This is a genomic window from Psychroserpens sp. (assembly GCF_034670085.1).
Classification (GTDB): Bacteria; Bacteroidota; Bacteroidia; order Flavobacteriales; family Flavobacteriaceae; genus Psychroserpens.
Genome location: NZ_JAXMOD010000001.1, coordinates 499,934 through 514,999, shown reverse-complemented (window position 1 = coordinate 514,999; position 15,066 = coordinate 499,934). Strand labels below are relative to the sequence as shown.

General features: G+C 32.0%; 11 protein-coding genes. 6 read left to right on the top strand and 5 right to left on the bottom strand.

What is annotated here, in order from left to right:
- Positions 1 to 109: 109 nt before the first annotated feature.
- Positions 110 to 1,183, top strand: coding sequence for an endonuclease/exonuclease/phosphatase family protein (locus VOI25_RS02210; RefSeq protein WP_323787309.1), 1,074 nt, complete (start codon positions 110 to 112; stop codon positions 1,181 to 1,183).
- Between the two features lie 70 nt (positions 1,184 to 1,253).
- On the opposite strand, the gene VOI25_RS02205 is transcribed toward VOI25_RS02210, so the two are convergent.
- Positions 1,254 to 1,688 carry a hypothetical protein gene (locus VOI25_RS02205; protein ID WP_323787307.1) on the bottom strand — a complete coding sequence of 145 codons (435 nt, stop codon included), beginning with the start codon at positions 1,686 to 1,688 and terminating at the stop codon, positions 1,254 to 1,256.
- A 96-nt stretch (positions 1,689 to 1,784) separates the two neighbouring features.
- Positions 1,785 to 4,169, bottom strand: coding sequence for a hypothetical protein (locus VOI25_RS02200; RefSeq protein ID WP_323787305.1), 2,385 nt, complete (start codon positions 4,167 to 4,169; stop codon positions 1,785 to 1,787).
- 237 nt (positions 4,170 to 4,406) lie between these two features.
- Between VOI25_RS02200 and VOI25_RS02195 the strand changes: the two genes are divergently transcribed.
- Entirely contained in the window at positions 4,407 to 6,992 is a 2,586-nt protein-coding gene (locus tag VOI25_RS02195) for a phosphoenolpyruvate carboxylase (RefSeq protein ID WP_323787303.1), read from the top strand.
- 270 nt (positions 6,993 to 7,262) lie between these two features.
- On the opposite strand, the gene VOI25_RS02190 is transcribed toward VOI25_RS02195, so the two are convergent.
- Together VOI25_RS02190 and metG are read right to left on the bottom strand one after the other, a co-directional pair.
- Complete coding sequence (locus tag VOI25_RS02190; RefSeq protein WP_323787302.1) at positions 7,263 to 7,784, bottom strand: ferritin; 522 nt, start codon at positions 7,782 to 7,784, stop codon at positions 7,263 to 7,265.
- 81 nt (positions 7,785 to 7,865) lie between these two features.
- Complete coding sequence (gene metG / locus VOI25_RS02185) at positions 7,866 to 9,929, bottom strand: methionine--tRNA ligase (protein ID WP_323787300.1); 2,064 nt, start codon at positions 9,927 to 9,929, stop codon at positions 7,866 to 7,868.
- A gap of 147 nt (positions 9,930 to 10,076) precedes the next feature.
- On the opposite strand from metG, the gene VOI25_RS02180 reads away from it, so the two are divergent.
- The 4 genes from VOI25_RS02180 (at position 10,077) to VOI25_RS02165 (ending at position 13,192) form a co-directional block, all read left to right on the top strand.
- Entirely contained in the window at positions 10,077 to 11,090 is a 1,014-nt protein-coding gene (locus tag VOI25_RS02180; RefSeq protein ID WP_323787298.1) for an LD-carboxypeptidase, read from the top strand.
- A 134-nt stretch (positions 11,091 to 11,224) separates the two neighbouring features.
- Positions 11,225 to 12,064: a winged helix-turn-helix domain-containing protein gene (locus VOI25_RS02175; protein ID WP_323787296.1), complete on the top strand. Its 840-nt coding sequence runs from the start codon at positions 11,225 to 11,227 to the stop codon at positions 12,062 to 12,064.
- Positions 12,065 to 12,070: 6 nt separating this feature from the next.
- Positions 12,071 to 12,832 (top strand): HEAT repeat domain-containing protein, encoded by a 762-nt coding sequence (locus VOI25_RS02170; protein WP_323787294.1) that lies wholly within the window; start codon positions 12,071 to 12,073, stop codon positions 12,830 to 12,832.
- Positions 12,833 to 13,192, top strand: a complete 360-nt coding sequence (locus VOI25_RS02165) for a YraN family protein (RefSeq protein WP_323787292.1) — start codon at positions 12,833 to 12,835, stop codon at positions 13,190 to 13,192.
- Between the two features lie 2 nt (positions 13,193 to 13,194).
- Here VOI25_RS02165 and VOI25_RS02160 read toward each other — a convergent pair whose 3' ends face one another.
- Positions 13,195 to 15,048: a cystathionine beta-synthase gene (locus VOI25_RS02160; protein WP_323787290.1), complete on the bottom strand. Its 1,854-nt coding sequence runs from the start codon at positions 15,046 to 15,048 to the stop codon at positions 13,195 to 13,197.
- Positions 15,049 to 15,066: the final 18 nt, after the last annotated feature.

The window sequence follows — 15,066 nt, the reverse complement described above, 5'->3', positions numbered from 1 at the left end:
CGCATTAAATATTGGTTATTTAAGGCTTGCAAATTTACATTATTTATAATAAATACATACTTTTGGCTCAAGATTTGATTAGATATAATACTAACATAATATTAACACTATGAAATTACATCATTTTCCTTTAGCAATTTTTTGCTTTTTGATCACAATTAGCGGGTTTTCTCAAGAGGAAAAAAAAGAAAAACGTTTTAAAATTCACACGTTAGCTTTCTACAATTTAGAGAATTTATTTGACACTATAAATGATACGACCAAATTTGACGAAAGAAGTCCAATGATGGAGATAAAAGCCAATAGAGATGAAATCTATGTTAAAAAAGTTCATAATATGGCTAGAGTTATTGCAGATATTGGTTCTGATGTTACAGGAAATTCACCAGCACTTATTGGTGTTTGTGAGATTGAAAACAGACAAGTTTTAGTTGATGTGGTTAATGATCCGTTGTTGGTTGGTAGAGATTACGGAATTATCCACTACGAATCTCCTGATGTCAGAGGGATTGATGTTGCACTTTTGTATCAAAAGAAATTATTCAGACCGATTACCCATAGTTCTCATGTCTTAATGATTTATGATGATAAAACCAGAGAACGTAAAGAAACAAGAGATCAATTATTAGTTTCTGGAGAATTAGATGGAGATCTTATTCATGTGATTGTTAATCACTGGCCATCAAGAAGTGGAGGAGAAGCTAGAAGTAGACCAAAACGGGTTGCTGCCGCTAAAGTAAGTAAACGACTAAAAGATTCTTTGCAGTCTATTGATCCTTATGCAAAGATTTTTATCATGGGAGATTTAAATGACGATCCGACTAACGATAGCGTTAAAAAAGTTTTAGAAGCTAAAAATGAAAAGGAAGATGTTGCATTAAAAGGAATATATAATCCTTACGAAAATATGTTTAAGAAAAGTGGTTATGGTACTACAGCTTGGAGAGATGCTTGGAGTTTGTTTGATCAAATCATGTTTACCAAACCTCTTATTGAAAAAGATGATTACTCATCGTTTAGATTTTATAAAGCAGGAATTTATAATAAACAATACCTAACCAACCCAAGAGGTCGTTGGAAAGGATATCCATTCAGAAGTTTTGCTGATGGTGGATTTACAAATGGTTTTAGTGACCACTTTCCAGTTTATGTATATTTAATTAGGGAAGTTGAAGAACAATAAATTCATTAACAAATCATAAAAAAAAGCGTAAACTTAAGTTTGCGCTTTTTTTTATGAAATATAATTAATATTAAAGCCAGTTAGACCATGGAATTCTTGAAAGGACTAATAATAAACCTAATGTATAAAAGATAGAAAGCATCTTGAACTTCGGTTTTGATGTCAATTTCTTTTTATGTTTTGAATAACCCATGGTAATAAAGACAACTGCAAGGATGCCAACAAAAGGATGTTCTACTGCCAATAATCTTGCAAACGCATCTAATCCACCCATTCCGTTAGCACTTATATTGTTAAATCCATTAGGTGATACGAAATATAACACTAAGCCAATTAATAATTGGATATGAGAAACGATAAGAGTAAATAATGCGATTCTAAAATCTACAGCATGAAATTCTTTATCACCAAAATATTTGGTAAGCGCATTAAAACTGGCTATAACTAGCATGGCCAAAACGAGGTATGCCCAATATGAATGGAGCATAAGAACAGTAGTATACATAATTATTTAATTGAAGGTTAATATCACAAATGTAGTGATTAAATGAATTAAAGTTTTGAGATCAAATTGAATTTACTAATTCTGATTTTAATAGTGTTAATTCAAATTAATGGTTTTTTCTTCAACAATAAAACGACCATCATCAGTAATGCCTTCTATGAACAATTTCACAGTTTCAATTCCTGTATCAAAAACACTAAAAACTAAGTTCCCATTTGCATCAGTTTGTACATTAGGAATCCAGTCAATAACACCATACTCTTTAAAAAAACGTGTTTTGTAATAGCTGTATTTAGGTGTGTAAAATTGTTTAGATTTTGTAAATGTTAAAGGAATATCATATGTCTTGTAATTATCACCATACTTTCTTTTTATTTCGACATTTGGATCGGAATAAATTTTAATAATACCTGCTCCTCCTCTCATACCGCTACCAAGACCAGTTTTATTAATTTCTATATAATCAACACTATTCATATCAAAAGTGGCAAGAAAACTAAAATCAGACAACAACACATCATTTAAATACACGACTGGAGTTGTATTATTTGGGGTTAAAGGATTTCTAACTGTTATTGATAACACACCACCATAATCTGAAGTAACAAATCCTTTTTTGCTTAAGTATTGTGCTAAAGTCCTATTGGCTAACCTTGTTCTATCATCAAAAACTTCAACGTTGCCAAAAGACCGTTTTTCAAGTCCTTCTGTTTTAGTTTCTTTTTTATTGGTTTCAATTAAAATTTCATCTAAGGTTTGTGTGCCTTCTAAAATAGACTGGGTAAATGGTTGAATTTGTGTTGTAGAAGTCAATGATTTTGATTTCGCTTTTAATACTGAAAACGCATTAGAATATAACGATATTTCTGAAGGTGAAAATTGAAGGTACATATTTGGAGTACTCATTTTCCCCTTTTTGTCAATTTCACCTATTTTAACTTTTTCATCATTGTAAGGATATAAGCCTGTTTTTATAAAGTTTTTTTCATTAGCTCCTGTAACAAAAACATCGCCTTTACTTTCTCTTAAAGCAAACATTAAAAACTGATTCGATTTTTTAGTATTAATGTTGGCTTTAAATCCTATTCCAGTTTCAAAAACATACGTGTTTTTTGGAGGTGTATTAAAAATGTTATTCCAGTTATAACTGCTCCAACCTTGAGTGATTAAAAGGTTGTCTAATTCGTATATTTTTCGTCTGTCTGTATTTTCAAAATAATAGGCAGCGTTTTCAATATAACCTTTTACATAAGGTTGCAAGAACATATAAGATATAATGTTATGATGACTCTGGTATGATTTCGTTTCATCTGGCAGCACAGAAACACTTATGTTGTGATTAATTTCAGAAGTAATAGCTTTAATTGGTAACATAACCGTTAATGAATCATAAGTCGCTTTATGTACTGTAGGCGTTTCAGTTTTTAAATTTTCAATACCGTCATGTTTAAAATAAAGACGTTCTAATAACGGGTTATTGTCTTTATCAAAAACTGTAAAAATATTTATTCCAGGTGATAAATCATTTTTACTTAGAAGCTTTACAACTTCTAAACCTTCAAAATTAAAATCGGTTACTTTAATAGATTTACCGTTATGTATGGCCAATTTATAAGTTTCGTTTTTAATACTTGGCAGTGTTTCTGAATTAGTGTTAAATTTAAGGGCAACGTTTTTACCTAAATCAGTTAAGCTTAACGAGAACCCTTTTAGATCAATAGTGTTAATTTTAAAATTAAAAGTTTCACCTAAATACTCAAATTCTGCTGTATAGGTTTCATTCGCTTTAGGAGTAAGCAAAAACCTACTTATTCCAAATTGGTTGGTTTTAAACGTTGTAATTGTACTGTTTTTACTGTCTAAAATTTCCGCTTCAACTGAAGAGATACCAAAACCATTAGCATCTTTTAAAACAACTCCAACGGTGATTTGTACATTAGTGACCATGTGTCCTCCTTCTGGTAAAAATTGAGCGTCAATGGTGTTTTTTAATGTTTCAGGTTTTACAAATTCATCGGTTTCTGGATCAATGATTTTAATGTTTTCAACAAATAGGTTTTGTTCGTCAAAATTTCGCATCCAATTTGTATACGCTTTAATGGTGTATTCTCCAGACTTAAAATCGTTATCAATATCAAATGAACCAGAAGAAAAGCCATTGGAAACTCTAATTAACTGACTCTTTATGGTTTTACCATTTTGATCTGTTACGACACAATATAAATTGGTAGTTAATTCAGAAGGTTTTTTTGTGTTTTTATCAATTACATAGCCAGAAAATGCAATAGATTCTCCTTTTATGTATATTGATTTATTTAAATGTAAATAAGCCACTTCTCTCGGTAGTTTAGAATAGGTTTCAAAAGAGGAAATGATACTTTTTTCTACTTGGGAGTATGATGAATACGGAAAAATAAAAAGTAGACTTAATAGACCTACAAATGGTACTTTAGAAAGTAATGAATAGAATCGTATAATCATTGATAAAATTTTAGTTTTGTACAAAAAAAGCTACATTTTTTATGTTATGTAAAATTATACATTATAATTAAAAAGAATAATTTCCCATCCATTATAATTCACAAATTTCACAATTAAAACGTTTGATTTTCTGAATCATTATCAAAAAGACGCTTTTATTTTGAGAATTACGTAAAAATAAAGGGTGGCTCACATAAAAGGGTAACCTTTAGTATCTTTATAAAAAGAAGTAACTCTATGTCGACTCAACCAAAACTTACAAGATTTAAGCAAAATGTATTGTCAAAATACCAAATCTATAACAGTATTTTTATGACTTTGCCTTTTGATACAATTTCTAAAACGGTGGTTTTACTACCACTTTTTTATGAAACTTGTAAAAATGGATTTGAAAAAGGAGAAAACCCAACCACAATTGTAGAGACTTTTTTTAAGAAATATCAGGGAAGACGAAATAATCAAAGTCAAATTAATTTATTGTTTCGATTTATTCAATACATAGAAAGACAAGTCGTATTATTTGATGCCGTTGAAGATGCTGCTTTTTCTGTAGTTCATAATATGGAAGGTATTGGAACTTTACGCAGTTTAAAAGAGAATGCCGAAGCTGAGCATAAAAAACAATTGTTACAAGAATATCTTGAATCGTTTAAAGTACGAATTGTATTAACAGCACATCCAACCCAGTTTTATCCGGGAACTGTATTAGGAATTATTACAGATTTGGCAGAAGCTATTAAATACGATAACCTTACAGAAATTAACAGTCTTTTAGCCCAACTTGGTAAAACACCGTTTTTTAAAGATAAAAAACCAACACCTTATGATGAAGCTGTAAATCTTACCTGGTATTTGAAAAATGTGTTTTACCATTCATTTGGTTCCATTTACGATTACGTTCAGCAAAATATATTTGATGATGAAGAAATTGATAATTCTATTATTAATATTGGCTTTTGGCCAGGAGGAGATAGAGATGGAAACCCTTTTGTTACACCTCAAATAACACTAGATGTTGCAAAAAAACTTAAGGAATCAATCATTAAAAATTACATTAAAGATGTTAAGTATTTAAGACGGCGTCTTACATTTCGCGGATTAAGAGAGCGTGTTATTGTTTTAAATCACAAACTGCATAACACTTTACTTGATAGGGAAGAAAACTATCAAATTACACTTGAAGAGTTGAGGTCTGAATTGAAAACTATTCGAGAGATGTTAATCACAGAACATCAGTCCCTTTTTGTCGATAAATTAACTACACTAATTAACAGGACAACCCTTTTTGGATATCATTTTGCCAGTTTAGACATTCGCCAAGATAGCCGTGTTCACGATCAAATGTTTACAGCATTAGTGAATGAACTTAATGCAAACGGAAGTGACATATTTCCTGATAATTATTTTGATTTGCCACTTGAAAATCAATTAAAACATCTTTCTGGAATTAAAGGGACTATCGGTAATATTAAATTTAAAGATGAATTGGCCATCAATATTACTGAAACCATTAAGGCTATGAAGTCTATTCAAGAGCAAAATGGAGAAATAGCGTGTAATCGATATATCATCAGTAATAATCAAACAACCCTAAATGTACTTCAGCTATATGCAATGCTGAAAGTCGTAGCATTTGGTGATAACTTGACTGCAGATGTCGTTCCGCTTTTTGAAACTGTTACCGATTTAAAAGCATCTCCAAAGGTCATGGAGGATTTGTATTCAGATGAACATTACCGATCACATCTCGAGCAAAGAGGTCATAAGCAAACCATAATGCTTGGGTTTAGTGATGGTACCAAAGATGGTGGTTATTTAATGGCAAATTGGGCAATTTTTAAAGCAAAAGAAGCTCTTACAGAATTATCAAGACGTTACGGAATTGATGTTATTTTCTTTGATGGTAGAGGAGGTCCACCTGCAAGAGGTGGCGGAAAAACACACCAGTTTTATGCATCACTCGGACCAACAATTGAAGACAAAGAAATTCAGTTAACTATTCAAGGTCAAACGATTAGTTCTAATTTTGGAACCATAGAATCGTCACAGTATAATATGGAACAATTGATAAGTTCTGGGATTTCTAATCGGTTAAATGATAAAAATCATGCCATGTCATCTAATGATAAAATTGTTATGGATCATTTGGCTGAGTTGAGTTATCAAACCTATGTAGACTTTAAGAATCACCCGAAATTTCTTCCCTATTTAGAGCGTATGAGTACCTTGAAATATTATGCAAAAACAAATATTGGAAGTAGACCTTCTAAACGAGGGAAGTCTTCTAAATTAGTGTTTGAAGATTTGAGAGCCATTCCTTTTGTTGGGAGTTGGAGTCAGTTAAAACAAAATGTACCTGGTTTTTTTGGGGTCGGAACAGCACTAAAATACTATGAAGATAATAATGAATTTGACAAGGTTAAAACGTTATATAATGAGTCAAAATTCTTTAAAACATTGGTTGAAAATAGCATGATGTCTTTATCAAAATCCTTTTTTGATTTAACGAAGTATATGGCAGATGATAAAGAGTTTGGAGCGTTTTGGAATATAATTTATGCGGAATACCTAACCTCTAAGCGCCTGCTATTGAAACTCACAGGTTCTGAAGAATTGATGGAAAACGAACCTGTTGGCAAAGCATCAATTGATGTAAGAGAATCTATAGTTTTGCCATTATTAACGATTCAACAATATGCTCTTAAGAAGATTCAGGAGTTAGAAAAAGCTGAAGTTAGAAATGAAGAAGAGATTGCTGTTTATGAAAAAATAGTGATGCGTTCTTTATTTGGAAATATTAATGCAAGTAGAAATTCAGCATAATAATGGGTCAGTTTAGATTGACTAAAAAGTTTAGGCTACTTTTTTGATTAAATCAAAACAAGGACATTTTTTACAACGTTTGTGTTCTGCTTTTTTATATTTTTTACAGCATTCAGGTTTGACCTTACCTAAACTACCAAAGCCAGACGATTGAAGAATTTTAATTCGTTCTTTCTTGAGTTTTTTGTTCTTTTTTTTGCCCATTGAATTTACTAATAAACAACAGTACAAAAATAATTATTTAAATTAAATCTAAATAATTTTTAACACTTATTGAGCATTATCTGGAGCCGCAGAACTCACAACCGTTAATTGTTGAATATCTCTATCAAATAAATATAATCCACCTTTGTCATCTCCAATCATATTTACCTTATCTAAGATGGTTCTGGCTGTTGCTTCTTCTTCAATTTGTTCAGAAACATACCATTGTAAGAAATTGTGTGTCGCGTAGTCTCTATTTTCAAGAGAGATATGAACTAAATCATTAATGCTTTCTGAAACAAAGATTTCGTGGGCTAATAATTTTTCAAACATTTCTTTAAACGAATTAAACGTAACGTTTGGCGCTTTTAATTCTGAAATAAAAGCATGTCCTCCACGTTCGTTTACAAATTTCACCAACTTAAGCATGTGCTCACGTTCTTCGTCAGATTGATCGTACATAAAGTTGGCAATACCTTCTAATCCTTTGACTTCGGCCCAAACAGCCATTGCTAAATATACTTGAGACGATTCGGCTTCGATTCGTATTTGTTTATTTAATGCACTTTCTATAGTTTTTGATAACATAACCTTTTCGTTTTTAACAAAGATAAGCAGTTATAAATAGAAATAAAACAAATCAGTATTTAGCTATTTATTTAAATTGCTTTAACTTATCTGTAAACCACTATTTACAGCTGTATCTGGATTTACAAATACCAATTTACCTTCAGGAGTTTCAGTCATTAAAATCATACCTTCACTTTCAACACCTCGCAATGCTCTAGGCGCTAGGTTGACTAATACAGTAACTTGCTTGCCTATAATTTCTTCAGGTGTAAAACTTTCAGCAATACCTGAAACAATTGTTCTCGTGTCTATACCAGTATCAACTTTTAAGATGAGCAGTTTTTTTGTTTTAGGCATTTTTTCGGCTTCGAGAATCGTTCCTACTCTGATGTCAAGTTTTGTAAAATCTTCAAATGAAATCAGATCCTTTTGAGGTTCTATTTCTTTATTAGCAGCTTCATTAGCTTTTTTACTCGCTTCTAATTTATCTAATTGTTCTTGAATAGTTTTGTCTTCAATTTTAGAAAACAATAATTCACCTTTACCAATTTGATGTCCTGATGGAATGAGTACACTTTTAGTTGAAATATCAGACCAAGACATCTCGACTGCGCTCGATGTGATATTTAGAATAGATTTTAATTTTTTTGAGGTAAATGGTAAAAATGGTTCGCTTAATGTTGCTAAAGCACTTGCAATTTGAAGGGCAACATACATGATAGTTTTGGTTCGAACTTCATCAGTTTTTATCAATTTCCAAGGTTCTTCGTCAGCAAGATATTTGTTTCCTAGTCGTGCCAAATTCATTAATTCTTGGCTTGCTTCTCTAAATCGGTACCGATCAATTGAACTTTCAATAACAGATGGATAGGCTTTTATTGCAGCTAAAGTTTCATTATCAACTTCTGAAAATTCTGAAGATTCTGGAATAATTCCGTCATAATATTTGTTGGTTAAAACAACAACCCGATTGATAAAGTTTCCGAAGATGGCTACTAATTCATTATTATTTCTCGCCTGAAAATCCTTCCAAGTAAAATCATTATCTTTACTTTCGGGAGCATTAGCTGTTAAAGCATAACGCAACACATCTTGTTGGTTTGGAAAATCTTCTAAATAATCTGGCAACCAAACAGCCCAGTTTTTAGACGTCGATAATTTTTTCCCTTCCAAATTTAAAAATTCATTTGCAGGAACGTTATCTGGTAAAATATAAGAGCCTTCTGCTTTAAGCATTGCTGGAAAAATAATGCAATGAAATACGATATTATCTTTTCCAATGAAGTGAACCAGCTTTGTGTCTAAATCTTTCCAATAAGGTTTCCAATCTTTTCCTGCCTTTTCAGCCCATTCTTTGGTTGCGGAAATATAACCAATTGGCGCATCAAACCACACATAAAGCACTTTGCCTTCACCTCCTGGAACAGGAACAGGAATTCCCCAATCTAAATCTCGAGTAACTGCTCTTGGTCTTAAGCCGTCATCAATCCACGATTTTACTTGTCCGTAAACATTAGGTTTCCAATCTTTTTTATGTCCTTTTAAAATCCATTCTTTTAAAAAGTCTTCATGTTTATTTAAGGGTAAAAACCAATGCTTAGTTTCTTTTAATGTAGGAACATTTCCAGTAATAGCCGATTTTGGATTGATAAGATCTGTTGCGTTCAAACTAGAACCGCAATTTTCACATTGATCTCCATAAGCTTCTTCGTTAGCACATTTTGGACACGTGCCAGTAACGAATCGATCAGCTAAAAACTGATTGGCTTCTTCATCATAAAGTTGTTCTGTTACTTCTTCAACAAATTCATGTTTATCGTATAAGGTTTTAAAAAACTCGGATGCTGTTTCATGGTGAATTTTTGCAGTTGTACGAGAATAGTTGTCAAACGTAATTCCGAAGTCTTCAAACGATTTTTTAATTATTGCATGATATTTATCGACGATATCTTGAGGTGATACGCCTTCTTTTTTTGCTTTAATTGTAATTGGAACACCATGTTCATCACTTCCACAAATGAATGCCACATCATTTCCCGTTAAGCGTTTGTAACGCGCGTAAATATCTGCAGGCACATAAACACCAGCTAAATGACCAATATGAATAGGACCATTAGTGTATGGTAATGCAGCAGTAATCGTATATCTTTTTGGAGTATTCATATCGTTTTAATTATGTCATGTTAAGCTCAGTCGAAACATGTTTTTAAAGCTTCTTCGCCTTGCTCTGAATGACAAATGTATTCATTTAACAAGCCACAAAAGTACGCAATTTGCAAGGGATTTAGAAAAAAAATGTACATTTACAATATGTCTAAAATTCGATATTTTTTACTCTTGAGTTGTGTGCTTATTTTCTTCGGAAACACGAATGCTCAAGTTATAGATGTTCAACAAAAACAAACTGCTTTGATACAACCACCATACTTAAAAGCTGGAGATACTGTAGCTATTGTTGCACCTTCAGGAATATTAAAAAACAGAAATGATGAAGTTCAGCAAGCGGTTACATTATTAAGAAGTTGGGGTTTGAATGCTGTTGTTGGGAATCACGTTTTTAGTATATCTGATCATTTTGCAGGAACAGATGATGAACGTTGTGAAGATTTTCAAAAGGCGTTAGATGACCCAAGTGTTAAAGCAATTTGGTGTGCAAGAGGTGGCTACGGAACGGTTAGAATTTTAGATAAATTAGATTATAGCAAGTTTAGAAATCATCCAAAATGGATTATTGGGTATAGTGATATCACAGCTTTACATAATCAAGTTCACAATGAAGGATTTCAATCGATTCATGCGTTGATGTGTGTGAGTTTGACTAAAGATTTAGACGACATCAAAGAAAGCTTATCGACGTTTAAATCTACCATTTTCGGGCATCCAGTAAATTACACCTTAGAAGGGTCCAGTTATAATAGAACAGGTGAGACTAGTGGTCAGCTAATTGGAGGAAACCTTACCATGTTACACACGATGTTGGGTTCTAAAACGAGTATAGATATGACAGGTAAAATCTTGTTCATTGAAGAAATCGGTGAGTACAAATATCATATAGATCGTATGCTTCAGAGTTTAAAGCGTGCTGGTTATTTTGAGAATTGTAAAGGTCTTATTGTTGGTGATATGAGTAAACTAAGAAAAAACACCACGCTTTGGGGAACCTCTGTTGAGCAACTTGTTCTTGATGCTTTAGCAACCTATGATTTTCCTATTGCATTTAATATGCCTGCAGGTCACGAAAAGGATAATCGCGCTATGGTTTTAGGAAAAATTATTGAGTTGAAAGTAGAGAAAAACAGGTCTACTTTGAATTTCAAAAATTAGACATTTTTAGATTTCCGTTTTTTATTTTTATTTCAAGTAAACCTTTTAAAAGGACAATTCAAGTGTCAAAAAAGTGTAAAAGAAATGTGAATAGGTATTGTGTTTCCTTTATTTGTCATTTATTTGTAAAGCCTATGAAAAGATATGCTTACATAATTCTTGCTGTTTTAATAACGTTAAATTTTACGTCTTGTAATCAAGATGATTCACGAATAGAAATCACGAAAATTGCACTCAGAGATGTTGGCAATACCTTATTATTATCAAATCAAGATTCTACAACTTTAATTTTACCCATTACTAAAATTGACACTGAAAAGTATGAGTTGTCATTTGAACAGGAGCTCTCTTTTGAACCGAACAATCTGGTTACAGCAGTTAAAAATAGTTTAATTAAAGCGGATCTGCATAATCATTACCGTGTTGAAGTTATTCAATGTAGCGACAAGGAAGTTGCTTATAGTTATGAGATGAGAAATAACGAAGAAGAAAGTATTATTCCTTGTGCTGGACGTGAATTGCCTTTAAATTGCTATACCATTCAAATAGGTTTTGAAAGTGATAAAACAGATTCGTCAAGTATTTATCTTTGGTTAATCTTGCCTTTAATTTTAATAATAGGTTTAGTAATCAGCCAGCGGAAGAAGACTAAGAAACTTTCAATTGATCCGTTGTTTTATAAAATCGGAAATTATAAATTTGATAAAGACCAAAGCAAATTACTTTACGTTGAGAAAGAAATTAGCTTATCAAAAAAGGAGTGTGAATTATTAGAAATTTTATGCGATAACTTAAATGATGTGGTTAAAAGAGATGAGTTATCGAAACGCGTTTGGGAAGATCATGGTGTGTTTGTTGGTCGAAGTTTAGACACCTACATTTCTAAATTACGAAAAAAACTGAAAGAAGATACGTCAATAAAAATCACGAATGTTCATGGTGTTGGTTATAAATTAGAAGTATCAAAAGAATAACCTATCATGGCATTTTATGACTTACCAAAACCTGAAAGAGATCAACTTGTTGAAAAAATCAACCAGGATATTGCTGCTGATTTATCGTTAGGTACCACCGAAAAAATCCGTTTATATTTTTCAGATGAAGACACCTATATTCGTAAAACGGGATACCTGGCAATCGGTAAAATTTTCTATTCACAGCCAAAATTACAAGCCTCTATTTTTTCAGTATTGGATGAATTAATGACATCTGATGATGAGTTAGTCCGACAAACAGTTATAAATGCAGCTGGTGAAATTGGAAAGTTTCATTTTGATAAAATAGAACATTTTATGAATTTGGGTTTATTTGATAACCATCATCGCGTTCGGAATGCGGTTATTGGTTCTATCAAAAAAATGGGAGAGAAGAATCCTGTTCCTGTTTTACAATGGGCTAAACCATATCTAAAACATTCTGATAAAGAAATAAGACGTGAAATTTGTCATGGAATTGAACTTCGCGGACGAACGCATCCTCAGGATATTTTGCCATTATTAAAAGAATTAGAATTTGATGAAACCAGACGTGTTTCAGATACTTTGGTTCATGTGCTCGGACAAATAGCCTACAAAAATGGGTGTTTAAAAACCGTAGTTGCGCATTTAAATACATGGCAAAACAAACCGCTTGTTGAAAAAGCCTTAGATGAAATTGTTGATGTTCATAATCGCTATAAAAAGTTTGCCGTTTTAAGTCAAGATGAAGCAATTGCTTATATTGATACTCATTATAAAAGTTAAATGGCAAATCACAACGAATTAGGGAAAAAAGGGGAAGAATTGGCTGTAAATTTTTTGCAGCAGAACGGTTACGAAATTCGTTCACGTAATTATATATTTCAAAAAGCTGAAGTCGATATTATTGCACAAAAAGAAAATACACTTGCTATTGTTGAAGTTAAAACCCGTTCTAGTATTGCTTTTGGAAATCCACAAGACTTTTTAAAACCTAAGCAGATTCAACGAATTGTTAAGGCTGTAGATAATTATGTAACTACAAATCAACTTGATGTTGAAGTTCGTTTTGATATCATTGCTATTGTGAAAAACGGAAAACAATTTGAGATTGAGCATTTAGAAAATGCCTATTATCACTTTTGAAATTAGCTGATATCTCTAACAAAGTCTAAAAAGACTTTTTTGTGACGTTCAAGATCCATATTTGGAGATAGTGCTACACGAGCAATATAATCTTTATCACCTTCTTTAGTTGTTCCTTGAGTAGAAGTTGCAGGAATTGTCCAATAACAGCCTTTTAGTTGTCCATAACTAACACAGTATTTACTTTCGTTAGGTATTTCTGAAATCATTACATTGATTAATTTATGATTTAAGACTCTTTTATATGCTTCTTTTTCTTCAGCAGTCGACCCTTTTGTCGGAAGATCTAATGAAAATACAGATGGTGTAAACCCTTGTGTTGCTAGTTCTTCGGAAACAAAATTGATTTTTGCTTCTGGTAAAGTTTCCTGGATGAAGGTCACAAATTCTCGTGTATTCTTATAAGCATCACTTATTCTTTGATTCATTGAAGGCAACTGATTTGCTAATATTTCCATTTGAAGAGGTGTCGCTTCATTGTCGCAAAGAACCAAATGCTTTACTATGTTTTCCATCAAGGCTTCAGCTTTATTATTTCCCACACAATAACCAGCAGTGCACTGTCCACCACTTGGGAATTTTGAGCCACTAGCATATGAAATAGTTCTCACAGTTGAGAGTATTTTACCTTCACCTAAAAAGTGAACATTAGGGCAAAATGTTTGATCTAATATAAATACTGGATCGATAGCAATATCACCAGTTGCAGTTTTTCGTACTGCACTTAACGTTGCTTTTAATTGTGTAAGATCTGGAACTTCAACTCTAGGATTTGTTGGGATTTCAGCTATGATATAAGGAATAGCATCTTCTTTAGCAATGTAATCTAAAATAGAATCTATACTCTGAACCATATCGTTGTCGCCATCAACTGGTAAATCCAACACTTCTACATTATCATTACATGTTGCAACTCGTCTTGCTTGGTCGTTTGTTCCGCCATAACAATTTGGAGGCACAACAAATTTGATAGCTTTTCCTTTATGATGTTCTTGAGCATAATGAATTAATCCCATCATTATGGCATACTGAATTGAAAGTCCACTAGACCCAACAAGTGGTTTGGTTGTGGTACCTGTAATGTCTGTAATTGAATCTAATACTAAAGATTTATTGGTTCTGAAATTGACATTACTTTCCGTATTTTCAATAAAAGTTTCATTTACCAAAAACTTTAAGGCAGCAAGACATTTTATTGGTGTCATTGCAATCGTTTCTCTTCGTCTTACATGCTGAATTTCTGAGATATAACTTTCATTTTGATCACCATTGATTAACAAAACACTACCAAGCTGATCATAAGTATTGATGAAAAAGTCAATATTCGGATGGAGTTCACTTTTTGTAATTGTAGTGTCTTGTGATATGAAAATAGTGCTTCCATCAAACTTAGTAACCTCTTCTAATGTGTCCACTTTTTTTAATTCAAAAGTATAACCATAAACACGTCTTAGAACTTCGATATCAAAAGTATCAGGTAATTCATTTTTATAAATAATTTGTGTGTTTTTATGGTCTAACAAGTTTTTTCTTAGTACAGCCAAAACAGGAATTGTCTTTGATGAAAAACTAATTACATATTCAGGATTTAAATGATGTAATTTAGCGATTGCCCATTCTAAGACACAAGATAAAGGATGACCTAAACGAATATAATCGTAAGCTGTAGGTAAATTGTTGAGTGCTGGAAATTCAGAATTATTTTTTTGATATAGAGCTTCAAATTGTTCTAAGAATTGAGTTTTAGCCAATTCTTCATTATAAATATCTAGTCGATGGGTTGTTAGATTCAACCAACTAGAAGGCAAATTTTCTAAAACATCCTTAATATAAATTAGCATTTTATTGTTCGCCATAGTTTTTAACTTCAGATT

What these genes read in the sequence shown, in the direction of transcription:
- VOI25_RS02175 (WP_323787296.1), top strand. Translation starts at nt 11,225, where the DNA reads ATGAAAAGATATGCTTACATAATTCTTGCTGTTTTAATAACGTTAAAT.
- VOI25_RS02195 (WP_323787303.1), top strand. Translation starts at nt 4,407, where the DNA reads ATGTCGACTCAACCAAAACTTACAAGATTTAAGCAAAATGTATTGTCA.
- VOI25_RS02210 (WP_323787309.1), top strand. Translation starts at nt 110, where the DNA reads ATGAAATTACATCATTTTCCTTTAGCAATTTTTTGCTTTTTGATCACA.
- VOI25_RS02165 (WP_323787292.1), top strand. Translation starts at nt 12,833, where the DNA reads ATGGCAAATCACAACGAATTAGGGAAAAAAGGGGAAGAATTGGCTGTA.
- VOI25_RS02160 (WP_323787290.1), bottom strand. Translation starts at nt 15,048, where the DNA reads ATGGCGAACAATAAAATGCTAATTTATATTAAGGATGTTTTAGAAAAT.
- metG (WP_323787300.1), bottom strand. Translation starts at nt 9,929, where the DNA reads ATGAATACTCCAAAAAGATATACGATTACTGCTGCATTACCATACACT.
- VOI25_RS02170 (WP_323787294.1), top strand. Translation starts at nt 12,071, where the DNA reads ATGGCATTTTATGACTTACCAAAACCTGAAAGAGATCAACTTGTTGAA.
- VOI25_RS02205 (WP_323787307.1), bottom strand. Translation starts at nt 1,688, where the DNA reads ATGTATACTACTGTTCTTATGCTCCATTCATATTGGGCATACCTCGTT.
- VOI25_RS02200 (WP_323787305.1), bottom strand. Translation starts at nt 4,169, where the DNA reads ATGATTATACGATTCTATTCATTACTTTCTAAAGTACCATTTGTAGGT.
- VOI25_RS02190 (WP_323787302.1), bottom strand. Translation starts at nt 7,784, where the DNA reads ATGTTATCAAAAACTATAGAAAGTGCATTAAATAAACAAATACGAATC.
- VOI25_RS02180 (WP_323787298.1), top strand. Translation starts at nt 10,077, where the DNA reads ATGTCTAAAATTCGATATTTTTTACTCTTGAGTTGTGTGCTTATTTTC.